14 protein-coding genes, 1 pseudogene and 1 riboswitch are annotated in these 23,050 nt (G+C 68.8%); of the genes and pseudogenes, 7 read left to right on the top strand and 8 right to left on the bottom strand.

Going from position 1 to position 23,050, the window contains the following annotated elements; genetic code table 11:
• Positions 1-139 precede the first annotated feature (139 nt).
• The 3 genes from trhA to C0R07_RS02765 form a co-directional block, all read right to left on the bottom strand.
• Positions 140-772, bottom strand: a complete 633-nt coding sequence (gene trhA / locus C0R07_RS02775) for a PAQR family membrane homeostasis protein TrhA (RefSeq protein WP_051010536.1) — start codon at positions 770-772, stop codon at positions 140-142.
• 106 nt (positions 773-878) lie between these two features.
• The gene (locus tag C0R07_RS02770; protein ID WP_070471339.1) at positions 879-2,483 is read right to left on the bottom strand and encodes a peptide chain release factor 3; all 1,605 of its coding nucleotides are present in this window, start codon (positions 2,481-2,483) and stop codon (positions 879-881) included.
• A gap of 75 nt (positions 2,484-2,558) precedes the next feature.
• Entirely contained in the window at positions 2,559-3,461 is a 903-nt protein-coding gene (locus tag C0R07_RS02765; protein ID WP_083298725.1) for a M23 family metallopeptidase, read from the bottom strand.
• Between the two features lie 117 nt (positions 3,462-3,578).
• A riboswitch (SAM riboswitch) is annotated at positions 3,579-3,700 on the top strand.
• Between the two features lie 78 nt (positions 3,701-3,778).
• On the opposite strand from C0R07_RS02765, the gene metX reads away from it, so the two are divergent.
• The 3 genes from metX to C0R07_RS02750 are packed head-to-tail and all read left to right on the top strand — an operon-like array spanning position 3,779 to position 7,115.
• Positions 3,779-4,810 (top strand): homoserine O-succinyltransferase MetX, encoded by a 1,032-nt coding sequence (gene metX / locus C0R07_RS02760; RefSeq protein WP_102788132.1) that lies wholly within the window; start codon positions 3,779-3,781, stop codon positions 4,808-4,810.
• A complete protein-coding gene (locus C0R07_RS02755; protein WP_070425724.1) occupies positions 4,807-6,051 on the top strand; it encodes an O-succinylhomoserine (thiol)-lyase in 1,245 nt (414 codons plus the stop codon). Before metX ends, C0R07_RS02755 begins: the two co-directional genes overlap by 4 nt.
• Positions 6,048-7,115, top strand: coding sequence for a homoserine dehydrogenase (locus C0R07_RS02750; RefSeq protein WP_070471343.1), 1,068 nt, complete (start codon positions 6,048-6,050; stop codon positions 7,113-7,115). Before C0R07_RS02755 ends, C0R07_RS02750 begins: the two co-directional genes overlap by 4 nt.
• A 118-nt stretch (positions 7,116-7,233) precedes the next feature.
• Here the strand turns inward: C0R07_RS02750 and C0R07_RS02745 are convergent, their stop codons facing one another.
• Both C0R07_RS02745 and C0R07_RS02740 read right to left on the bottom strand, forming a co-directional pair.
• On the bottom strand, positions 7,234-8,235 hold the full coding sequence (locus C0R07_RS02745; RefSeq protein ID WP_070471414.1) for an alpha/beta fold hydrolase: 1,002 nt from the start codon (positions 8,233-8,235) through the stop codon (positions 7,234-7,236).
• Positions 8,236-8,441: 206 nt separating this feature from the next.
• Positions 8,442-9,824, bottom strand: a complete 1,383-nt coding sequence (locus C0R07_RS02740) for an L-serine ammonia-lyase (RefSeq protein WP_070471345.1) — start codon at positions 9,822-9,824, stop codon at positions 8,442-8,444.
• A gap of 97 nt (positions 9,825-9,921) precedes the next feature.
• On the opposite strand from C0R07_RS02740, the gene C0R07_RS02735 reads away from it, so the two are divergent.
• A complete protein-coding gene (locus tag C0R07_RS02735) occupies positions 9,922-10,140 on the top strand; it encodes a glutaredoxin family protein (protein WP_070471416.1) in 219 nt (72 codons plus the stop codon).
• An 81-nt stretch (positions 10,141-10,221) separates the two neighbouring features.
• Here the strand turns inward: C0R07_RS02735 and C0R07_RS02730 are convergent, their stop codons facing one another.
• The 3 genes from C0R07_RS02730 to C0R07_RS02720 are packed head-to-tail and all read right to left on the bottom strand — an operon-like array spanning position 10,222 to position 12,073.
• The gene (locus tag C0R07_RS02730) at positions 10,222-10,788 is read right to left on the bottom strand and encodes a YceI family protein (protein WP_019186059.1); all 567 of its coding nucleotides are present in this window, start codon (positions 10,786-10,788) and stop codon (positions 10,222-10,224) included.
• 2 nt (positions 10,789-10,790) lie between these two features.
• Positions 10,791-11,363, bottom strand: coding sequence for a cytochrome b (locus tag C0R07_RS02725; protein ID WP_019186060.1), 573 nt, complete (start codon positions 11,361-11,363; stop codon positions 10,791-10,793).
• Complete coding sequence (locus C0R07_RS02720; RefSeq protein ID WP_254427761.1) at positions 11,360-12,073, bottom strand: YceI family protein; 714 nt, start codon at positions 12,071-12,073, stop codon at positions 11,360-11,362. Before C0R07_RS02720 ends, C0R07_RS02725 begins: the two co-directional genes overlap by 4 nt.
• Positions 12,074-12,268: 195 nt before the next feature.
• On the opposite strand from C0R07_RS02720, the pseudogene C0R07_RS02715 reads away from it, so the two are divergent.
• The 3 genes and pseudogenes from C0R07_RS02715 to C0R07_RS02705 all read left to right on the top strand — a co-directional run bounded on the left by C0R07_RS02715 (position 12,269) and on the right by C0R07_RS02705 (position 23,023).
• Positions 12,269-15,816: pseudogene (locus C0R07_RS02715) on the top strand (ATP-binding protein).
• A gap of 194 nt (positions 15,817-16,010) precedes the next feature.
• Positions 16,011-19,517, top strand: coding sequence for a sensor histidine kinase (locus C0R07_RS02710; RefSeq protein ID WP_102788130.1), 3,507 nt, complete (start codon positions 16,011-16,013; stop codon positions 19,515-19,517).
• Positions 19,499-23,023: a response regulator gene (locus tag C0R07_RS02705; RefSeq protein WP_102788129.1), complete on the top strand. Its 3,525-nt coding sequence runs from the start codon at positions 19,499-19,501 to the stop codon at positions 23,021-23,023. Before C0R07_RS02710 ends, C0R07_RS02705 begins: the two co-directional genes overlap by 19 nt.
• The last annotated feature ends 27 nt before the right edge of the window (positions 23,024-23,050 follow it).

The following is a 23,050-nucleotide window of genomic DNA, read 5'->3' as shown; positions in this document are numbered from 1 at the left end:
GCCGACCCCGCCTGGCGCATTCCTGACGCCCGAGTCGCTCTTGGTCTTGCTCTTGCCGTTGCTGTTGCCGTTGCTAGTCCTAGTGCTAGCGCTCTCGCTGGTCCGGGTGCCGTCGCACTTGCCTGGCAGAAAACAGCACTCAGAGAATCTGCGCCGTCACCGCAACGAAGTGGCACACACTCCCGCCGATCACGAACAGATGCCAGATCGCATGCGAATACGGCACCGACTCCCGGTGATAGAACACCGTCCCCAACGTATAGAACACGCCGCCGGCCAACAGCCATCCCAGCGTCCACGCATCCAACGAGTTCCACATCGGCTTGATCGCCACCATCACCATCCAGCCCATCGCGATATAGATGATCGTCGACAGCAGCTTGAACCGGCCCGTATAGAACAACTTGAAGACCACCCCGAACAGCGCCAGCGCCCAGATCGCGGTGAACATTCCCCAGCCCCAGGGGCCGCGCAGGCCAATCAGCGTGAACGGCGTATACGTGCCGGCGATCAGCAGGTAGATCGCACAGTGATCGAACACCTTCAGCCGGCCCTTCGCGATCGGATGCTGGATCGCGTGGTAGAGCGTCGAGGCTGTGTACAACAGCAGCAATGCCACCCCGAACACGATCGCACTGGCCAACTGCCAGCCGTCGCCATAGATGGCGGCCAGGGTGATCAGCACCGCACTACCGGCCAGTGCAGCGACGGCGCCAAGCCCGTGGGTCAGGGCGCTGGCGATTTCTTCTCGAACGGAAACGACAGAGGTCATGGCGATGATGGGAGATGCGGGGAGGGGGAGCCCGCTCCCCCCTATCATCGCCGCGATGGCGCGCGCATGCACGCGCGCCTGTTCAGCCGGCAGCGCGGTCGCGCGATCAGCCGACCGAGACGCTGTGCGCCGCTTCGCGCGTCGCCGCGAAGCGCACGTCCGGCGCGCGTTCCTGGGCCAGCTGCAGATTGACCCGGGTCGGTGCCAGGTACACCAGCTGCCCGGCGGCGTCGATGCTGAGGTTGCCCGCGTTCTTCTCGCGGAACTCTTCCAGCTTCTTTTCGTTGCTGCAGGTGACCCAGCGCGCCGTGGTCACGCTGACCGGCTCGAAGGTCGCTTCCACCCCGTACTCATCCTTCAGGCGGTATGCCGCCACATCGAACTGCAGCACACCCACCGCGCCCAGGATCAGGTCGTTGCTCATCAGCGGGCGGAAGAACTGGGTGGCGCCCTCTTCGGACAGCTGCGCCAGGCCCTTCTGCAGCTGCTTGAGCTTGAGCGGATCGCGCAGGCGTGCGCGGCGGAACAGTTCCGGCGCGAAGTTCGGGATGCCCGTGAAGCTGACCGCTTCGCCTTCGGTGAAGGTGTCACCGATGGAGATCGTGCCGTGGTTGTGGATGCCGATCACATCGCCCGGCCACGCCTCGGCGGCGATCTCGCGGTCGCTGGCCATGAAGGTCAGCGCGTTGGCCAGCTTCATTTCCTTGCCGGTGCGCACATGGAAGGTCTTCATGCCGGCCACGAAACGGCCCGAGCACACCCGCATGAACGCGACGCGGTCGCGGTGCTGCGGGTCCATGTTCGCCTGGATCTTGAACACGAAACCAGTCAGCTTGTTTTCCTCCGGCGCGATCACCCGGCCGGTGGTGGCGCGTGGCTGCGGCGAGGGCGCGTGCTCGACGAAGAAGTCCAGCAGCGGCTGCACGCCGAAGTTGTTCACGCCCGAACCGAAGAACACCGGCGTCTGCTTGCCGGCCAGGTAGGCCTCCACGTCGAAGGGATGGCTGGCGCCCTGCACCAGCTCCAGCTCGTCGCGCAGATCGGCCAGCATGCGCTCACCGATCTTCTCGGCCAACCCGGGCGAATCGATCGAGGGGAAGATCGTCGAATCCTGGCGGGTGAAGTTGCGGCCCTGCTCATACAGGTGCACTTCGCCGCTGATCAGGTGGACCACGCCCTTCAGGCGCTGGCCCATGCCGATCGGCCAGGTCACGGGCGCGCACTGGATGCCCAGCACGCTTTCCACTTCATCCAGCAGATCGATCGGCTCCTTGCCCTCGCGGTCGAGCTTGTTGATGAAGGTCATGATCGGCGTGTCGCGCAGCCGGCAGACTTCCATCAGCTTGATGGTGCGCTCTTCCACGCCCTTGGCCACGTCGATCACCATCAGCGCCGAGTCCACCGCGGTGAGCACGCGGTAGGTGTCCTCGCCGAAGTCGGCGTGGCCGGGGGTGTCGAGCAGGTTGACGATCTTGCCTTCGTACGGGAACTGCATCACCGAGGAGGTCACCGAGATGCCGCGCTCTTTTTCCAGCGCCATCCAGTCGGAGGTCGCATGGCGCGCGGCCTTGCGTCCCTTGACCGAACCGGCCATCTGGATCGCACCGCCGAACAGCAGCAGCTTTTCGGTCAGCGTGGTCTTGCCGGCGTCAGGGTGGGAAATGATGGCGAAGGTGCGGCGGCGCGCAGCTTCGGTAGCGACTTCGGACATGGCGTGACGCGCCCGCCCGGGGCGCTTTTCATGGAGATGAGCCGCCCAGTATAGCGGGGGCGGGCGTGGCCGGGGTCAGGGCAGGGCGGACGCCCCGGTCTCATCGGCGGTGCGGGCGAAGTGCAGCTCGCCCTGCGGGCTGACAATCCGGGCGGGAATCGAGCGCAGCCGCATCCCCGCATTGACCTGGACCGCGAAGTGCAGGTGCGGCGCGGCGCTGAAGCCGGTGTTGCCCGAGAGGCCGATGCGCTGCCCGGCCTGGACCTGCTGGCCCTGGCGGACCAGCGCGCCGTTGTGCTGCAGGTGGGCGTACACGGCCATGCTGCCGTCCTCGTGCAGCACCCGCACCAGGTTGGCCCGGCCCAGATCGTGGTCGCGGTCCTGCCCATTGCCCTGGAAACCGGCCTGGACCTGCATGACGGTTCCCGCCCGCGCCGCAAGCACGGCCGTGCCCTCGGGCAGCGCGAAGTCGATGGCGTCGCGGTTTTCCGCGTCGCCGTGGCTGAAACGGCCCTGCGGCGCCTGGCTGACTTTGATGCGGGCGGCGTCAAACGGCAGTTGGTAGGCCACGTCCTGCGGGCGGGCGGTGGGATCGCCGGGAACGGCGGTCAGCGCCAGCCGGATCGTCGTCGTGCCGGCCGGCGGCTGCACGTGGACCACCACGACGCTAGCCGAACCGGCCACCACGGTCTGCAGGGGGAGCCCGGGCAGGGCGGGGGCACCGGGTGAGGACGCCAGTGCCACCTGGACCGGCCCCGCCAGGCGGTTGTCGACGCGTGCCTGCCAACGGTCGCCTTCCCCCTCCAGGGTCAGCACCGCCAAGGCCGGCGCACCTGCCTCACCGGCCGGTTGGACGGAGGTGGCCGCCGTTGGACGGTCGATCCGCCAGCCGTCCCGCCAGTTCGCGCCCGGCCCGGCCCAGGCGTTCAGCGCCGGCAGGATCAACACGGTCAGTACGGGCAGACGCAGGCAGCGCAAGGCATTCGCCGGTAAGCAGGGGAGTTGGAGTATGCGTGACTGATGATGATCTGGAATATATATCTCTTCATGCCGATGAAGGGATTGACATCAGCCAAAAGCGCTGGCATCGTGGCTGCACCATCGAGACCGGCAGAGGGACAGGCCCTTTGAAGCCGGGGCAGCCCGCAGACGCGAAAGCGACCCTGCGTAGGTGCCAAATCCTGCGGAGACCGTTGGTGTCTTCCGAAAGATGGTTCGAACCGTGCACCGTGCGTGCGCTTCGAACGCGAGCTCCGCGAAAGCTCGATGGCCGTTTTCCTCCTTTGGATACCGCCATGAGCTTCGCCACCGCCGCCCCTGCTGCCACCGAAACTTTCGCCCCGCTCAGCGTCCCCGTCGACGCCGGGCTGAACGCCGTGCGCGGCGATATCGCGGCGGTGCTGTCGATGCGTCACGGTGGACCGCGGCCGGTGCGACTGCGCTACGAAATCGTGGGCCGCGCCGAGGTGCCGGTGGTGGTGCTGGCCGGTGGCATCTCCGCCCACCGCCACGTGGCGGCCAATGCCGAATTCCCGGAAAAGGGCTGGGCCGAAGGCTTGGTGGCCCCGGGCCGCGCGCTGGATCCTGCCTCGCTGCGCATCCTGGCGTTCGATTTCATTGGTGCCGACGGCGCGCTGGACCTGCCGATCGATACCGCCGACCAGGCCGACGCGCTGGCCCTGCTGCTCGATCATCTCGGCATCGTTCGCCTGCAGTGCTTCGTCGGTTACTCCTACGGGGCGCTGGTTGGCCAGCAGTTCGCGCTCCGTCACCGCCAGCGCCTGCAGAAGCTGATCGCGGTGAGCGGCGCGCACCGCCCGCATCCGTATGCCGCCGCCTGGCGCGCGCTGCAGCGTCGCGCGGTCGCGCTGGGCCAGCTGCAGTGCGCCGAAAGCCACGGGCTGTCGCTGGCGCGCCAGTTCGCCATGCTCAGCTACCGCACGCCGGAAGAATTCGGCGAACGCTTCGACGCCGCGCCGGAAGTGGTCAATGGCCGCGTGCGCGTCGCCGCTGAAGACTATCTGGATGCCGCCGGTGCGCAGTACGTCGCCCGTACCCCGGTCGATGCCTACCTGCGCCTGTCCGAATCGATCGACCTGCACCGCATCGACCCGGCCGCCATCCAGGTGCCGACCGTCGTGGTTGCCGTGGAAGGCGATCGCCTGGTCCCGCTGGCCGACTGCGTCGGTCTGGTGGAAGGGCTGGGCCCGCGCGGCAGCCTGCGCGTGCTGCGCTCGCCGTATGGCCACGACGCCTTCCTGAAAGAAACCGATCGCATCGACGCGATCCTCGCCACCGCTTTTCGATCCCCCGGAGAAACCGCATGAGCCGTTCCGCTGGTACCGAGCCGTCCTGTAGCCGTGTCACCGCCGCCGTGCGTGCCGGCATCGACCGTGACACCGCCCATGGCGCGGTGACCCCGCCGATCGTGCTGTCCTCGAACTTCAGCTTCGATGGCTTCGGCAACAAGCGCCAGTACGACTACACGCGCAGCGGCAACCCCACCCGTGATCTGCTGGGTGAAGCGCTGGCCGAGCTGGAGGGGGGCGCCGGTGGCGTGATCACGTCCACCGGCATGGGCGCGATCAACCTGGTGCTCAATGCGCTGCTGCAGCCCGGCGATACCCTGGTGGTGCCGCATGATGCGTACGGCGGCAGCTGGCGCCTGTTCAACGCGCTGGCGAAGAAGGGCCATTTCGGCCTGATCACCGCCGACCTGACCGATCCGCGTTCGCTGGCCGATGCGCTGGCGCAGTCGCCGACGCTGGTGCTGATCGAAACCCCGTCCAACCCGCTGCTGCGCATCACCGATCTGCGCTTCGTCATCGACGCCGCGCACAAGGCCGGTGCCAAGGTCGTCGTCGACAACACCTTCCTGTCGCCGGCGCTGCAGCAGCCGATCAGCTTCGGTGCCGACCTGGTGCTGCACTCCACCACCAAGTACATCAACGGGCACAGCGATGTGGTCGGCGGCGCGGTGGTCGCGCGCGATCCGGCGGTGCACGAGCAGCTGGTGTGGTGGGCCAACGCACTGGGCCTGACCGGCTCGCCGTTCGATGCGTTCCTGACCCTGCGTGGCCTGCGCACGCTCGGTGCACGGCTGCGCGCGCACCAGGAAAACACGGTGGCCGTGGTCGATCTGCTCACCGCCAGCGATGCGGTGGCCAGCGTGTACTACCCCGGCCTGGCCGATCATCCCGGCCATGCCATCGCGGCGCGCCAGCAGAGCGGCTTCGGTGCGATGCTGTCCTTCGAACTGGCCTCGTGCCCGGGCGATGATCCGCACGCGGCGGTGCGCGCCTTCGTCGATGGCCTGCGCTGTTTCACCCTGGCCGAATCGCTGGGCGGCGTCGAGAGCCTGGTCGCGCACCCGGCGACCATGACCCATGCAGCGATGACCCCGGAAGCGCGCGCGCATGCCGGCATCAGCGAAGGGCTGCTGCGCCTGTCGGTCGGCATTGAATCGCCGGAAGACCTGGTGGCCGATCTGCAGGCCGGGCTGGAACGCGCCCAGGTCGTGATCGATCAGCACCGCGACGTGCAGCGCCGTAAACAGGTGGATGCATGAGCGCGGTGCTGAATCTGCCGCTGGTTGCCAACCGGAAACTGGCGCTGCTCGGCACCGGCACGGTCGGCACCGCTTTCGTGGAACGGTATGCCTCGTTGCAGCACCGTGGCGTCACGCTGCCGTCGTTTTCCTGGCTGGCCAATTCACGCACGGCGCGCACCTGCGAACAGGCCCCCGCGCACGAACTTGCCCAGGCCAACCTGGCCACACGCGGTGCGGTGACACTGCAGCCCTGGGCGGAAGCCGAGGGCCTGCAGCGCGGTGACGTGGTGGTCGATGCGACGGCCAGTGACGAGGTCGCCAACTGGCACGAGCAGTGGCTGGCGCGTGGCGTGCATGTGGTGACCGCCAACAAGCTTGGCCAGGGGGCCCAGCTGGCCCGTGCCCAGGCCATCGCCGACAGCGGCCAGCAGGGCGACGCGCGCTACGGCGACAGTGCGACGGTCGGTGCTGGCCTGCCGTTGCTGAGCAGCCTGCGCGCACTGGTTGCCGGTGGCGACCGCATCCACCGCGTGGAAGGCGTGCTGTCCGGTTCGCTGGCGTGGCTGTTCCATCACTACGATGGCCAACGTCCGTTCTCCGCGTATGTGCGTGAGGCCGCCGACGCCGGTTACACCGAGCCGGACCCGCGCGTGGATCTCTCCGGTGAAGATGTCCGTCGCAAGCTGCTGATCCTGGCGCGCGCCAGCGGCATCGCACTGCGCGCCGAGCAGGTACAGGTCGCCTCGCTGGTACCGGATGCGCTCGCCGCGCTCCCGGCGGCGGATGCGGTGACCCGCCTGTCGCTGTTGGATGCGCCGCTGCAGCACTACTGGCAGCAGGCCAACGAGCAGGGTGGATGCCTGCGCTTCGTCGGTGGCTTCGATCACGACGGTGCGTCGGTCGGGCTGCGTGTACTGCCGCGCGACCATCCGCTGGCGGGCGGCGCGCAGACCGACAACCGGGTGGCGATTCATAGCGATCGGTATCACGCCCAGCCGCTGTTGATCCAGGGGCCGGGCGCCGGCGCGGAAGTCACCGCCGCCGCATTGCTGGACGACGTGCTGGCGATCGTGCGGCGCTGATTGCCGCGCGATCCCCCCAAGGCACGCGGTAGCGCCAGGGTGGTTGGCTGCGTCGGCGGATAATGGTGAGGACGGCTGCTGCCACGCATGGCGTGGCAGTACCGGGGTGGTGGGCAGGTCAGTCGTGTGGTGAGATTGCCTTCAGCAGTGCCGCATTGAATCGCGCAGGGTCCTGCACCTGCGGCGAGTGGCCCAGGTCCTCGAAGCTCACCAGGGTGGCGCCGGGAATCGCCGCGGCCGCCGCCTTGCCCAGCGCAGGGTAGTTGCCCAGCGTCGCTTTCAGGGCGGGCGGCGCCAGGTCACGGCCGATCGCGGTGCGGTCGGTCTGGCCGATGAACAAGGTGGTCGGGACCGTGAGTTTCGGCAGTTCATAGACGACGGGCTGGTTGAACACCATGTCCGAGGTAAGCGCCTGGCTCCACGCCACTGCCTGTTTGCCGGGGCCGTCGTACATGCGCGACTGCATGCGCACCCACTGCTCGTACTCGGGCTTCCACTGCCCGTTGTAATAAACGTCGAGCTGGTACTTCCTGATGCTGTCGAAGCTGGTCTTCAGCTCGCCTGCGTACCAGGCATCGATACTGCGCCACGGCACGCCCTTGGCCTTCCAGTCTTCCAGTCCGATCGGGTTGACCAGTGACAGGCTGAGCGCGCGCTGGGGATACATCAACGCGAAGCGTGCCGCCAACATGCCGCCCATTGAATGGCCGACGATGTGCAGCTTGCCCTCGCCGTAGCCCAGATGCTCCAGCAGCGCTTCGGTATTGGCGGCCAGCTGGCCGAACGAGTACTGGTAGCGTTCGGGCTTACTCGATTTGCAGAAGCCGATCTGGTCCGGGGCGATCACCCGGTAGCCGGCCGCGCTCAGTGCGGCGATGGTGTCCTTCCAGGTGGCCGCGCAGAAGTTCTTCCCATGCAGCAGCACGACCGTACCGGCGAACCCTTTGCCGCCGGCGGGCACGTCGATGTACGCCATCTCCAGCGGCTGGCGCTGGGACTCGAACCGGAAGATCTTGACCGGATAGGGGTAGTCGAAGCCTTCCAGCCGCGGGCCGTAGGTATCGGCGGCGAGGGTGGTCAGCGGCAGGCAGGCGAGCAGGGCGGCGGCCAGGATGCGCATGGCGGTCTCCATCGGGGGAAGTCCTGACTGTACGGGAGTGGCCGTGCAGGGGTGCCGACGATGCCACCGGGAGCAGCCGACCAACGGTCGGCTCTACATCCGAGCGATGTGCAGGGGTGCCGAACATCCGGGCGGTATGCGGGCGTGCCGATGAGGCCACCGGGAGCAGCCGACCAACGGTCGGCTCTACTGCCGGGGGCGGTGGATCAGCACTCGATGACGTTGACCGCCAGCCCGCCGCGGCTGGTTTCCTTGTACTTGTCCTGCATGTCGCGGCCGGTGTCGCGCATGGTCTTGATGACCTTGTCCAGCGAGACCTTGTGCTTGCCATCGCCGCGCATCGCCATGCGCGAGGCGTTGATCGCCTTGACCGCGCCCATCGCGTTGCGTTCGATGCAGGGGATCTGCACCAGGCCACCGATTGGATCGCAGGTCAGGCCGAGGTTGTGTTCCATGCCGATCTCGGCGGCATTCTCGATCTGGCTCGGGTTGCCGCCGAGCGCGGCGACCAGGCCGCCGGCGGCCATCGAGCAGGCCACGCCCACTTCACCCTGGCAGCCTACTTCGGCACCGGAGATCGAGGCGTTTTCCTTGTACAGGATGCCGATCGCCGCCGAGGTCAGCAGGAAATCGAACACGCGTTGTTCGTTGGCACCGGGGCAGAAGCGGTCGAAGTAATGCAGCACGGCCGGCAGCACGCCGGCGGCGCCGTTGGTCGGGGCGGTGACCACGCGGCCACCGGCGGCGTTTTCTTCGTTCACTGCCAGCGCGTACAGGTTGACCCAGTCCAGGGTGGTCAACGGGTCGCGCATCGCCGCTTCGGGCTTGGAGGACAGCTCGCGGTACAGCGCCGGTGCGCGGCGGGAGACATGCAGGCCGCCGGGCAGGGTGCCTTCCTGGCGGATGCCGCGTGCCACGCAGGCCTGCATGGCCCCCCAGATTTCACGCAGGCTCTCGCGGATCTCGTCTTCGGAACGCCAGCACTTCTCGTTCTCGAACATCATCTGGGCGATGCTCAGGCCACTGCGGGCGGTCTGCGCGAGCAGCTCATCGCCGCTCTTGAACGGGTAGGGGAGCGGGGTTTCATCGGGCACGATGCGGTCATCGGCCGCGTCATCCTGGTTGACCACGAAACCACCGCCGACGGAGTAGTAATCGCGCGTGGCGATCACCTGCTCGTCCGCACCGTAGGCCGTGAAGCGCATGCCGTTGGTGTGGTACGGCAGCTTCTGGCGCTTGTTCAGGCCCAGGTCGCGCTTCTCGTCGAAGGCGATCTCGTGCTGGCCCATCAGGCGGATGCGCTTGCTGCTGCGGATACGGTCCAGCGTTTCGGGGATGATGTCCGGATCGATCAGGTTCGGGCGCTGGCCTTCCAGCCCGAGCAGCACGGCCTTGTCGGTGCCATGGCCACGGCCGGTCAGGGCCAGCGAGCCATAGACGTCGGCGCGGATGCGCACCACGTCCTGCAGATGGCCCGGATCGAGCAGCCAGCGGTGCACGAAACGTTCGGCAGCCTTCATCGGTCCTACGGTGTGCGAAGAACTCGGGCCAATGCCGATCTTGAAAACGTCGAACGTGCTGACAGCCATGATTGCCAAACTGCGGGTATCGGATGGAGCGCTATTCTATGCTGTCGCAGGCGCCAGCCTTGAGTGCGGCGCAACATTTCCCAAGGTGGGTGGCCCGGTGTTTACCTTGTTCCAGCGTGATGACTGCCATTTGTGCGACCAGGCCCTGGCGGTGCTGGCGCAGGCCCGGGTGGCCGATCTGGACAGTGTGTTCATCGATGACGCCCCCGCGCTGGAGGCCCGCTACGGGCTGAGGGTGCCGGTGTTGCGCGATGCGCGGGGCCGCGAGCTGGACTGGCCGTTCGATGTGGCGGCGGTAGACGCCTGGATCCGGTAGAGCCGACCGTTGGTCGGCCGCCCGGGGGATCATCGTTGCGGCAGCCGACCAACGGTCGGCTCTACCTGTAGCCGGCGCGGCTTATTTTGCTTTCAGTACGACCTTGGTGCTGATCGCAGTCTCGTTCGGGATGGTCTTGGTGTCGGCCCAGTCGCCGCCGCCCACACCGAAGTCCAGGCGCTTGACCGTCGCCTTGCCGGCCAGCACCGGCTGCGCGCCCGGGGTCCAGGTGAAGGTGAGCGTGACCGGCTTGCTCACGCCGCGCAGCTCCAGGGTGCCGTCTGCGGCGTACTGGTTGTTGCCCAGCGAACGGAACTTGGTGGCGCTGTACTTGGCCTGGGCGAACTTGCCCACGTTGAAGAAGTCCGCGCCCTGCAGGGTCGAGTCGCGGTCGCTGTTGCCACTCTTGGCGCTGGCCAGCGGAATGGTCACTTCCAGCTTGGCATCGTCCAGCTTGGCCGGATCGAAGCTGATCCTGGTGTCGAAGCCGGGGAAGGTGCCGGTAAACACTTCACCGTCGTACTTGGTGGCAAAGGCCAGCACCGAGCCGGGCGCCTGCACGTAATCGGCGGCCAGCACCGGGGCGGTGGCCAGCAGGCCAGCCAGGGCGGCGGCGACCGCGGCGGGAGAGGTGAGCTTGATGTTCATGGTCAATCCTTCTGGGGGGAGGCAAGCCAGCGCTGCGGGAGCATGCGCGCAAGCGTGGCATCGCGTTGGTAAAAATGGTGGTAAAGCGCAGCACTGGCATGGGCCACGACCACCGCGATCAGCAGCCAGAAGCCCCACTCGTGAATGGCGTGGGAGATCTGGGTGACACGTTCATCGGGCGGGCTGAGTTTGGGCACATCGACCAGGCCGAACCAACGGAACGGGCGCAGGCCGCTGGCGGAGTCGTACAGCCAGCCTGACAGCGGAATGGCGAACATCAGCACGTACAGCAGCCAGTGCGTGGCCGAGGCGATGCGTTCCTGCCAGGTTGGCGTGCCCGGCACCGGTTGCGGGGCGCCGGCGTACAGCCGCCACAGCAGCCGGGTCACCACCAGCGCCAGCACGGTGATGCCGATCGATTTGTGCATGGTGTAGACCCAGAAGTACTTCGGGGTTTTGGGCAGCTCGCCCATGGTCAGCCCGACGATGCCCAGGGCGAGGATCAGTACGGCGATGAGCCAGTGCAGGGTCTGGCTGACGCCGCCCCAGCGGGTCGGGGTGTTCTTGGCGGTCATGGCGTGGTCTCCTGGACCGGCTGTGGGGTATCTGAGTCGATCGGCCGGGCCGGAGTTCCCGGCACATCGGCAGGGGCAGGATCGCCCGGGTCGCTCGCGCTGCGATCGCGCACGGCCTCCGCTTCGATCCGCAGCTGCACCTCATCGCCGATCATCGAGGCCCAGCCATCCACGCCGAAGGCACTGCGGCTGAGTGTGGCGGTGGCCGAGAAGCCGGCGGTGCGGCGGAACGGCGGCAGCGGATGACGCTTGAGCGCGTTGAGGGTGACCGCCAGCGTGACCTCGCGGGTCACCCCGCGCACGGTGAGCTGGCCGATCACGTTGGCGTGGGTGGGATCGATCGGTTCGACCCGGGTCGAGACGAACCGCGCTTGCGGGAAACGCTCACCGTCGAGCAGGTTGCGCGCCAGCGTGGCCTTGTTCCATTTGTCATCGCCCAGGTCCAGGCGCTGGATCGGCACGCTGACCTCCAGGCGTGCCGTGCGCCAGTCGTCCGGGTCGAACACCAGCACGCCTTCGCTGCCGGACACGGTGCCCAGTGCGTGGGAGAAGCCGGCATGCTCCACCGCGAACAGCACGCGGGTATGCACCGGGTCGAGGCGGTAGCTGTCGGGGGCGGCGATGGCGAGCAGCGGCAGGGCCGACAACAGCAGCGAAAGGGTCAGGCGCTTGAGCAAGGCGCTGGCTCCATGAGGGTCTGGGGCGATCATACGCACAGCCGTGTCATGGGATGCAGCGTCATGGCTGCAACAGATCGTGGTGCGGCCGACAACAGCACGGGGCGCCCGTGCCGTGTTCCCTGTGCAGGACGGAAACAGCCCGTTCCATCCACGGCCGTCGGCCCGGAATGCGGACACCGTCCTGATCGCTGTGTGACAATCCGCACCAACAGGGAGACCGGATCGATGAGCACGCGCCGCTGGGGTGCAGGCATCGTGCTGTTGGGGCTGTGGTTGTGCGCAGTGCCGTCAGTGTTGGAAGCCGCAGGGATATCGGCGGAAACGCCACGCTTGCGCCGCTTGGGCGCGGCCGAGGGCATGCCGTCGCGCATGGTGCTGGCCCTGGCCCAGGATCGCCAGGGCTACATCTGGGCCGGGACCGATGACGGCCTGGCCCGCGTGGACGGCGTCGGCCTGCGGGTCTGGCGCAATGATCCGGCCGACCCCGGCTCGCTTCCCGGCAACGAGGTGGAAACGCTGCTGATCGATCCGCTGGACCGCGTCTGGGTGGGCAGCAATGGCGCTGGCCTGGGCATGCTGGGTCCGGACAGGACGGCGTTCACCCGCTTTACCGCCCTGAGCGAGGCGTGCGAGGGCCAGTTCTGGTCGCTGGCCTATGCCGCGCAGTCGCTGTGGATCGGCACCAACCAGCACGGCATATGCCGGCGCAGCGAAGACGGGGCGCTGGTCAGGTACCAGGCCGACCCGAGCGATCCGCGCAGTCTGCCCGACAACACCATCTACACCCTGTTGGCCGATCCGCAGGGGCGGGTCTGGGTGGGGACCTCCAACGGTGTCGCCCGCTGGGATGGCGACGGTTTCACCCGGATCGCGCCGGACCTGCTGGGCGGAAAGAGTGTGTTCCGCCTGACCCGCGAGCCCGATGGCACGGTCTGGGCGGGCACCGAAGGCGGGCTGTTCGAGATCGGTGCCGATGACCAGGCCCGTCCGGCGCCCTGGAAGCTCAGCGCCGATGTACGTGCAGCCACGGTGATCCACGACCGCAACGGCGGCTATTGGCTGGGCACGGCCGATGGTCTGTACCGCGGCGATGCCAGCACCGCGCGGCTGCTCGCCGGTGATGCCGGCAGTGGCTTCCTGACCGCGCGCAGTGGCGTGCTGGACATGCTGCAGGATCATGAAGGCGGCCTGTGGGTGGCGATGCTGACCCAGGGACTGGCCTACCTCCCACCGGACTGGAAGCGTTTCTCCAGCTGGTACCAGCTTGACGGCAAGCCGTTGGACAGTGTGTACCTGCTGGGCGCGGCAGCGGCGGGGGACGACTTCTACATTTCCGGCGCGCACGGGCTCTACCGTCTCGATGTGCAGGGGCAGCTGCGCCAGATCGCCGACGACAAACAGATCGGGGTGGGCGCGGCGTGGTCGCTGTTGCCCCGCGAGGACGGCGCCGTGTGGATCGGTCGCGCGGGCCGTCTGAATCTGTACCAGCCGGCCACCGGCACACTGCGCGAATGGAAGATCGGCGGTGGCGCCGATGTACGCCAGCGCATCGATCTGATCCGGCAGGCACCGGATGGCGAGCTGTGGCTGTCGATCATGAACTTCGGCATCCAGCGCCGCGACGCCCGCGGCAACGTGCTCGATACGATCCGCAACGACCAGAACCGCGGGCTGACCGAAAATCCGGTCGAGCAGATGGTGTTCGATCCGCGCGGGCAGCTCTGGGTGATGGGCGACCAGATGGGGCTGATGCGGTGGCGCAACGACCGTTTCGAACAGGTGCCCGGGATTTCCCGCGGCAGCATCTACGATGCCGCCTGGACCGGCCCGGATGAACTCTGGCTGGCGCGCCAAGGCGCGCTGGAACGGTACCGCTGGGACGGGCTCAGCATGAGCCTGCGCGAACGTGTCGGCGCTGCCCAGGGCCTGCCTGCTGTGTCGATGGGCGGGCTGGCGCTGGGCAGGCACGGGCAGGTCTGGGCAACCACCCCGCGTGGGTTGATCTGCTGGCAGGGCGCCGAGCGTCGGCTGCGCTTGTATGGCGAACGCGATGGGCTGCCGGATGTGGAGTTCAGCAATCGCCCGCCCGTGCAGACACGCGACGGCCGGGTGCTGGCAGTGACCGCGACCGGGCTGGTTGGTTTCGATCCGGACGCGGCGGACATGGTGCTGCCGCCATCGCAGCTGGTGATCGACAGCGTGCAGGTGCGTCGTGACGATGCCGAGGGCCAGCAGATGCTGCCTCCGCAGGCACCGATCGTGCTGGGCCCGCAGGACCGCGACCTGATCGTGTCCGCGCGCCTGCTGTCGTTCGCCAACCCGCATGGCAACCGCTACCGCTACCGGGTGTCCGGCTATGACCAGAACTGGGTGATGCAGGCGGCCGATGGCGAGCGCCTGTTGTCGCGCCTGCCCGCCGGGCACTATCGCATCGAGGTGCAGGCCGCGACGCCGCAGGGCGCGTGGACGCCGCCCAGCACGCTGGACCTGGAGGTGCGCCCGCCATGGTGGCGCAGTGGCTGGGCGATCGTGGGCTATGTGCTGCTGGGCCTGATCGGGATCGCCGCGCTGGCGTACGTCGCACGTGCGCGCCTGCGCCGTCGCCAGCAATGGCAGCTGACGGTGCACAAACAACAGTTGGCCGAGCAGGCGTCACAGGCCAAGAGCCGCTTCCTGGCCACGCTGGGGCACGAAGTGCGCACACCGATGACCGGCGTGCTGGGCATGAGCGAACTGCTGCTGTCGACCCCACTGGATGAGGTGCAGCGGGGGTATGCCGGCTCGATCCAGCATGCCGGCAAACATCTGCTGCGGCTGGTCAACGACGCGCTGGATCTGGCCCGCATCGAGGCAGGGCGGCTGGAGCTGGATCTGCGTCCGTTCGATCTGATGTCGTTGCTGGAGCAGGTGGAAGCCTTGATGGAACCCATGGCCCACCACCGTGGGCTGGCGTTCGAACGCAGCTTCAACCTGCCCGGTCCGGTGCAGGTCAGCGGCGATGAGATGCGTGTGCGGCAGATCCTGATGAACCTGCTCGGCAATGCGATCAAGTTCACCGAGCATGGCCATGTCGGCCTGGGGGTCGAACTGGGCGAGGAGGGTCGCGCGATCATTTTCGAGGTCTCCGATACGGGGCCGGGCATCAACCAGGACCAGCAGGACGGTTGTTCCATCGCTTTGAACAGGCCGATGGCCCACGGACCGCATCGCGCTACGGTGGCAGTGGCCTGGGCCTGGCGATCTGCCAGGAACTGGCGGTGGCGATGGGTGGCCGGATCGAGATCGACAGCCGGCTGGGCGATGGCGCCCGATTCACCGTATCGCTGCCGTTGCCCTGGACCGTACAGCCGCTCGGCACGCCGCGTGAGGCGGGCCATGACACGCGCACGCAACTGCCGCCGCTGCGCATCCTGCTGGTCGAGGACGATGCCACCGTGGCCGATGTCATCGCCGGGCTGCTGCGCTCGCGCGGGCACGAGGTGGTGCACGTGCTGCACGGCCTGGCGGCGTTGTCCGAGGTGGCGGCCGACCGCTTCGACGTGGGTCTGCTGGACCTGGACCTGCCGGCGCTGGACGGCATCGCCATCGCGGGACAACTGCGTGCGATGGGCTATGAGCTGCCCCTGATCGCGGTGACCGCACGCTCGGATGCCTACGCCGAGCAGCAGGTGCTGGCGGCCGGATTCAACGGTTTCCTGCGCAAGCCGGTGACCGGTGACATGCTGATCGATGCGATCGTGCAGGCGCGCGCCGGGAAGTCGCCCCGACACTGATCAGCCGAAGCACAGCGCGCACCGGTGCGATCAATGCCATGCCTCGTAGTTTCTTTTTTGATCTGAAATTTGATTGATCGGACTGTGACCGGGTCCAGACCCTGCCAGCCCGCTTCGCGTGGCTTTGGCATACCTTGCTGTTCATGCAGGAGAGGACGGTCGGGGTACGCGTGGGGGGAGGCCGATCCGCACCGATGGGCCATCGCTGGGCTGCGGTGATGCTGGGTCTCGTGCTCTGGCTGCCGGTCCCTGTTCTGGCCGGCGATCCCGTCACGGCGCCCTGGCCCCGGCCGCTGGGCCCTGCAGACGCGTTGCCGACTGCGGCGCTGCGTGCGGTCGTGGAAGACCGCGACGGCTATCTGTGGTTCGCCAGCGACGATGGACTGCTGCGCTTTGATGGTCATCGTTTCAGCGCGTGGCGAAGGGAGCAGGGGCTGCCGGATGTGGACGTGCGCGCGCTGCATCTGGATGCGCAGGACCAGCTCTGGCTGGCGACCGCCTCGCAGGGCCTGTTGACGCTGTCTGCTGATCGCCGCGAGATCCAGAGCGTGCCGGGCAATGGCGCGGTGGTCCTGCCGCGCATCGGCGTCATGCAGATCACCAGCACCCCCGACGGTGTGGTGTGGGTGGGCACCCTCGACGACGGCCTGTTCGCACGTCAGCCGGACGGCCGCTGGCAACGCGTGCCGTTGCAGCTGCACGGCGCCCCCGTGCGCCGCGTAACTGCCCTGGTCACCGACCACCAGGGACGGCTCTGGATCGGGACGCCGGCGGGGGCACTGCGGCGTGAGGAACATCGTTTCATCCAGGTACCGCTGCACGATGACCAGCACGTTGACGTGCACGTGCTCTGGCCCGATCCGGACGGCGGGGTGTGGGTGCACACACCGCAGGGCGTGCACCGGTGGCGCGATGGCGAGCTGCATCGGATGCCGGAGGGCACGGCGATGCCGGTGCTGCGCAGTACCGCGGGCGACCTCTGGAGCGCCGGCGCAAGCGGACTGCGACTTCACGCGCGCGGGCAGGCGCCGCAGCCGGTGCCGCTGCGTGGATACGCCGGCGCCGTGATGAGCACGGCTGCGGTCAGCCATGTCCTGGAGGACCGGGTCGGCGGCCTGTGGTGGGTCGGCCGCGGCGAGGGCCTGTGGCACCTGCCCGCGCGGTGGCGCCAGTTCACGCTGCTGGCGGCCGCCCGTGATGGTTGGCCCGGACTCGATGGCGACCACGTGCTGGCCCTGGCGCCCTCCCATGGCAGGCGGGTGTGGATCGCCGGCGATCGCGGGCGCCTGCAGCGCGTTGACACGGTGAGCGGGCGCAGCGACCTGGGCGTCGACTACCGCCCCGATCACCTGCGTGCGGGCACCGTGGCCATCGCCGAAGACCGTCGCGGCCAGGTATGGGTGGCCAGTGGCAATACGTTGTCGCGCTACCTGCCGGGCAGCGGTGGCCGCCGTCACTGGTTGCTGGGCGTGGGCGGCGACGCGGGGAGGGTCGATCTGCAGGCCTGCAGCGATGGATCGTTGTGGCTCGGGCGTGCCGACCGCATCCAGCGACGCGATGCCGACGGTGTGCTGCAGTTGTCCGCCGCGCCGCACACCCTCGGGCTGGTGCCGCCGAGCCATGGCCCCCAGTTGCTGTGCAATGACGATGGCCGGCTGTGGGCAACCGACCGCAGCGGCGTCAAACGCTGGCTGCCGGCGCAGGAACGCTTCGCGGTCGTGGAGGGAGCGCCGCGCGGCGAAGTGGGGGCGATCGCCCGCGGCGAGGATGGCCACTACTGGATCGGCAGCCTCGGGGTACTGCGGCGCTACCGCTGGGATGGCCAGCAGCTGCGCAAGACGCACAGCTTCGGCCCTGCGCACGGGTATCCGCGTCTGCTGGCACGCGCACTGGTGGTCGACGCAGCGGGCGTTGCGTGGGCAGGCGATGCACGTGGCCTGGTCCGGGTCGACCCGCACGGCGGCGGCGTGCGCCACTTCGGCGGCGATGAGGGGCTGCCGGCGCAGGGCGTGCTGCCGCACGGGCTGGTGCGCACCGCCGACGGTCGGCTCGCCGCTGCGGTCAGCGAAGGCGGGCTGTTGCTGATTGATCCGGCCGGTGTCGCGGGCCCTGAGCGCGCCCCGGGCCTGGTCATCCATGCGATCACTGCTCGCCGTGGCAAGGCGCAGATCACGCTGCCGGTCGGCGCCGGCCCGGTGCCGCTCTCGGGTGCTGATCGGCATGTGCGCGTTGCCGCGCGGCTGCTCAGCAGCGGTGCGCCGTCGCACGTGCAGTATCGCTTCCGGCTGCAGGATCACGAGGCCCAGTGGGAGGAAAGTGATGCCACCGGCCTGCGCGTGTTCGAGCGACTTCCGGTGGGGCTGCAGACGCTTGAGGTGCAGGCCCGGCAGGGAAACGGCCGGTGGTCGCCGGTGCGCCGGGTGACATTGCAGGTGGTCCCGGCATGGTGGCAGGCGCCGCCGGCCCGGTGGGCCGCCGCGGCCGCGGGGCTGGGTGCGGTGTGGCTCTGGGGATGGCGCTTCCACGTACGCCGCGGTCGGCAGCGCCGCTGGCGCTGGCTGCGTGCCCGGCAGGGGCATGCCGAGCGCGCATCCGTGCAGCGCACCCGTTTCCTGACCACGCTGGGGACCCGCATCCGGGTACCGATGACCGCGGTGCTGGGATGGAGCGAACTGCTGCTGCGCTCACCGCTTCCGCCCTCCCAGCGCAGCCGGGTCAACAGCCTGCACCATGCCGGTGAGCACCTGCTGCGGCTGATGGATGACGCACTGGATCTGGCCAGCATCGAATCAGGGGAACTGCAGTTGCAGCCGGCACCATTCGTGCTGCAGCGGATGATCGAAGCACTGCACGCGCTGCTGCTGCCGGTGGCGCAGGGCAAGGCGCTTGCGTTGGAGTGGCACAGCACGCTGCCGGCCTCGGCGTGCGTCATCGGCGATGCGCGTCGCCTGCGCCAGATCCTGCTCAACCTGCTCGGCAACGCGCTGAAGTTCACCGCGCAGGGAACGGTGCGGCTGGAAGCGCACGGCGGACACGATGGCCAAGGGATCGTGCTGCGGGTGTGCGATACCGGGCCGGGCATGACGCCGGCGCAGTGCCAGCGCCTGTTCCAGCGCTTTGAACAGGCCGATGGCGCGCAGACCGCGGCCCGTTACGGCGGCAGTGGGCTGGGATTGTCGATCTCACGCGATCTGGCAGTGGCCATGGGCGGTGATATCACCGTGACCAGCGTTCCCGGCCAGGGCACCTGTTTCCAGGTGGCGCTGCCCTTGCCGCGCGGTGAGCTCCCCACCGGCATCGTTGCAGCGTGTGCGCTGCCGGGGCCGGCTGCGGCCGGCGCACTGCGGGTGCTGGTGGTGTATCCCTCAGCGGTCGTTGCCGAGGTGCTGCTGGCCATGCTGGCCTCCCTGGGCCATCTGCCCACCCACTTTCCCGGCGCGGATGCACTGCCGCCCACCGCCGCGGACGGTGCGGGTTGGGACGTCATCGTGGTCGATCCCGCCCTTAGGGTGGATGGCGAACGCGTGGGGGCACGGCTGTCGCGGCGGTGGCCGGGGGTGCCACGGGTAGCACTGACTGCGCGTGCGGATGCCGCTGCGCAGCGCGAGGCGATCGCGGCCGGCTTCGAGCTGTTCCTGCGCCTGCCCGTGAGCCGGGCGGCGTTGGGCGATGGACTGGCCAGATGCCGGCGCAGCGCATGAGCGGCACGCCGCACCGCGGGTGCCGATGGGGGCGGTGGGGGCTGCTGGTCTGGCTGCTGCAGGCGTTTCCGGTGCTGGCGCTGCCCAGCCATGGCGTACGGATGACGACCGTCGACGGATTGCCGTCCAACGTGGTGCATCAGATCGTGGAGGACCGTAAGGGCTATCTCTGGTTCGCGACGGGCGACGGCCTGGCGCGCTATGACGGCAGCGGTTTCCGGATCTGGCGCATGGAACACGGCCTGGCCGACAACGTGGTGCGCAGCCTGGCCCTCGATGCTCGTGACCAGCTATGGATCGGCACCGGCAACGGTTATCTGCAGCGTCTTTCCGCTGACCGCCAGCAGTTCGCCCGGTGGGCGGGGCCGGCGGTACCCACGGTGGCGGCCAGCCCGATCCTGGCGATCCAACCCATGGACGATGGCAGCGTCTGGTTTGGTACCCGCGATGCCGGTCTGTTCCGGCTCGACCGCGATCACTTCCTGCGTCAGCACCTGCCGGCCGCTGGCGGTGGTGGTTTGCCGTCGGCAAGGGTGGAGCGGCTCGTGTCCGATCCGCACGGCGGCCTGTGGATCGGCAGTGCCGCCGGGCTGGCGAGGTGGCAGCACGACCGGTTCCAGACGCCTGCGATGCTCGGCGCTTCCGCTCGGCCGGTGACCGCGCTCGGCCTGGATTCGCAGGGGCGGTTGCATTCCAGCACGGCCGAGGGTTCGCGGGTGCGGCAGCTGCCGTCCTTGCAACCCGTTTCCGGGCATCGCACACCGGCCCGTTGGCTCGGCGCGGCGCGGCGTGGCGGGGACTGGTTCGGCGATGGCGACCAGGTGTGGTGGCAGGATCAGCACGGCCGGAACCACCACGCACTCCAACTGCCCCGGCCGCACGGGCGCGAGGTGTCGCGCATCGGGCAGGCGTTCGAGGACCGGCAGGGGCGGGTCTGGTTGTCGGGAAGCCGCCAGGGCGTATGGCGACTCGGCGCCCAGTGGCGGCACTTCGAGCGTTTCGCCGCACCGGCCGGACCCATCGCCGGTGCGGCAGGCAGCCTGGCCCCGGCGGCAGACGCACACGCATGGTGGGCACGCGGCGGCACGCTCGCCCGTCTCTCGCCGGAGCAGGGCTTCTCCCCCGCGCGGTGGTCCTATGCACAGGATCCAGCACGTGCAGATCGCCACGTGGTGGTTGAAGATCCGCAGGGCGTGGTGTGGGTCTTCGCGGCGCCGTGGCTGACCCGGATCGATCCGCTGCGCCGGCGTCGGCAGCGCTGGCAGGTGGGGGCGGCCAGTGTGTCGCCGGGCACGTCGCCGCAGGCCGCGTTGCTGGCCTGTGGCGATCACGTGTGGCTGGCCGGCAATGGCCGCGTGGAGCAGCGTGCGGGCGATGGCCGCGTCCTGGCCAGTGCTGCCTACGCGGCGGCGGGCCTGCGCCCGGGCGTGGCGGAGTTCGCCCTCCAGTGCAGCCCCGGCGGAGAGGTATGGTTGGGGGACGGCGAGGGTCTCAAACAGTGGCACGTGGCGGCCAGCCGTTTTCTCCCGGTGCCGGGCAGCGGCCGGCGGGAGATCGGCGCGCTGCATCTGGCCTCCGATGGGTGGCTGTGGGCAGCCGATGCGGAGGGCTGGTCGGCCTACCAGCATGCGCCCGGCCGCCCGCCTCACAGCCAACGGGTTGACGCGGCGCAGGGAGTACCGGCCGCGTTGCCACGCGGATTGAGCGACGCCCCGGATGGTGCCTTATGGGCCACCACGGCGCGCGGGGTGGTGCGCCTGGCCCCGGAGCGCGGCAGTGCGCGGCTGTACACCGCCGATGATGGCCTGCCGCTGATGGTGTTCGATACTGGCCTGGTTGCTGCCGGAGCGCATCTGCTCGCCCTGGAAGCCAACGGCGATGTGCTCGCATTGCATCCGGCGGGCATGGTCGACGCCACGACGCCGGCATCGCTGGTGATCGACCGGGTGAAGGTGCGTCGACAACGGCGCTGGGTCGAGCTGCCTTCCACCGATCCACTGCAGCTCAACGCCGATGATCGCGACATCCAGTTGTCGGCGCGCCTGCTGAGCGGCCGGCCCGACGGTGTGAGCGGGTATCGATTCCGGCTGCGGGGCGAAGACCCCGAATGGGTCCGCGCCGGGCGACGCGGCGCGCGCGGCTTCCCCCGCCTGCCGGCCGGCGAGCATGTACTGGAATTCCAGGCACGTGACGTGGATGGGCAATGGTCGGCCCTGCAGCAGGTGCACCTGCACGTGGCCTACAACGGTTGGGCGCATCCCGGGGCGTGGGCGTTGCTGTGGCTGCTCGCCGCCAGTGCAGGCACGTTGCTGGTGTGGACGCTGAGGCAGCGGCGGCAGCGCGCGCTCGCCTGGCGGGCGGCCACGCGCCGCCAGGCACGTGCCGAGCAGGCCGCGCAGGCCAAGGCGCGCTACATGGCCACGCTGGGGCATGAAGTCCGGACACCGCTCACCGGCGTGCTTGGCATGAGCGAACTGCTGTTGGCCACGCCGTTACCCGCAGGCGCGCGCGAGCAGGTGCTGCATATCCAGCAGGGCGGGCGTGCATTGCTGCAGGTGGTGGACGAGGCGTTGGAGATGGCCAGGCTGCAGGCCGGCAAGGTGATGCTGCATCCACGGGGCTTTGCCATCGGTCCGTGGTGGGACGAGGTACATGCCGCCGTGGCCGGGGGTCTGGAGGCGGGTGGCTGCCGCCTCGTGTTGGCCCCGCCATTGCAACCCGGTGCCAGCGCCGTGGGCGACCCGGACCGGTTGCGACAAGCCGTGGAACTGCTCGCGTGCGGGTTGGCAGAGCAGACCGGGGCTGTCCGGTTGACCCTGCGCATCGCTTGGCGGCCGGGCCGCAGTGGCCTGCTGCTGGATGTGCTCGCCGAACCGGGGGCCTGTCCGTCCCCAGCGCCGTTGCAGGTACGCGAGGCCTTGGCCGATGTCGACGTGCTGATCGGCGCGATGCACGGGCACCTGCGCGTGTCGCGGTTGCCTGACCATCGTTGGCAGGGGATGCTGAGTGTCCCGCTGGAAGGCTGCCAGGCGATCGGGCCCCACGCGACCGCACCGCAGGGCGATGCGCTCGATGCCCTTCAGGTCATGCTGGTGGAAGATGATCCGCTGGTGGCCGAGGTGGTCGGCGCACTGCTGCGGCTGCGCGGTCACACCGTCGTGCATGCCGCGCACGCGCTGGCGGCACTGACCGCGCTGGCCCGCCCCGGCACCCAGCTGATGCTGTTGGACCTGGACCTGCCGGGCATGGACGGGCTGTCACTGCTGCGCCTGCTGCGTCAGCAGGGCCAACGCCTGCCGGTACTGGTGCTCACGGCGAGACGGGAGCCGGACCTGGAGATGCAGGTCATCGCCGCAGGGGCGGACGGTGTGGTGCACAAGCCGCTGCAGGGCGATGTGCTGCACGCGGCGATACAACGGCTCGCCTTGCCGCGCGTGGATCGTGCCGGCGCAGGGAACGGTTTACTATGCGGGGCGTTGCCCGACGACCGGGGTGGTCAGGGGTGACAGGCCCGTTCCGGGCGACGGCAGTGA

Source organism: Stenotrophomonas bentonitica (assembly GCF_002887735.1).
GTDB classification, from domain to species: Bacteria; Pseudomonadota; Gammaproteobacteria; order Xanthomonadales; family Xanthomonadaceae; genus Stenotrophomonas; species Stenotrophomonas bentonitica_A.
Note: the sequence above shows the minus strand (reverse complement) of the source record. Positions and strands in the feature narration are given on the sequence as shown.

What these genes read in the sequence shown, in the direction of transcription:
- trhA (WP_051010536.1), bottom strand. Translation starts at nt 772, where the DNA reads ATGACCTCTGTCGTTTCCGTTCGAGAAGAAATCGCCAGCGCCCTGACC.
- C0R07_RS02770 (WP_070471339.1), bottom strand. Translation starts at nt 2,483, where the DNA reads ATGTCCGAAGTCGCTACCGAAGCTGCGCGCCGCCGCACCTTCGCCATC.
- metX (WP_102788132.1), top strand. Translation starts at nt 3,779, where the DNA reads ATGAGCTTCGCCACCGCCGCCCCTGCTGCCACCGAAACTTTCGCCCCG.
- C0R07_RS02755 (WP_070425724.1), top strand. Translation starts at nt 4,807, where the DNA reads ATGAGCCGTTCCGCTGGTACCGAGCCGTCCTGTAGCCGTGTCACCGCC.
- C0R07_RS02750 (WP_070471343.1), top strand. Translation starts at nt 6,048, where the DNA reads ATGAGCGCGGTGCTGAATCTGCCGCTGGTTGCCAACCGGAAACTGGCG.
- C0R07_RS02745 (WP_070471414.1), bottom strand. Translation starts at nt 8,235, where the DNA reads ATGCGCATCCTGGCCGCCGCCCTGCTCGCCTGCCTGCCGCTGACCACC.
- C0R07_RS02740 (WP_070471345.1), bottom strand. Translation starts at nt 9,824, where the DNA reads ATGGCTGTCAGCACGTTCGACGTTTTCAAGATCGGCATTGGCCCGAGT.
- C0R07_RS02730 (WP_019186059.1), bottom strand. Translation starts at nt 10,788, where the DNA reads ATGAACATCAAGCTCACCTCTCCCGCCGCGGTCGCCGCCGCCCTGGCT.
- C0R07_RS02725 (WP_019186060.1), bottom strand. Translation starts at nt 11,363, where the DNA reads ATGACCGCCAAGAACACCCCGACCCGCTGGGGCGGCGTCAGCCAGACC.
- C0R07_RS02720 (WP_254427761.1), bottom strand. Translation starts at nt 12,073, where the DNA reads ATGATCGCCCCAGACCCTCATGGAGCCAGCGCCTTGCTCAAGCGCCTG.
- C0R07_RS02710 (WP_102788130.1), top strand. Translation starts at nt 16,011, where the DNA reads ATGGGCCATCGCTGGGCTGCGGTGATGCTGGGTCTCGTGCTCTGGCTG.
- C0R07_RS02705 (WP_102788129.1), top strand. Translation starts at nt 19,499, where the DNA reads ATGCCGGCGCAGCGCATGAGCGGCACGCCGCACCGCGGGTGCCGATGG.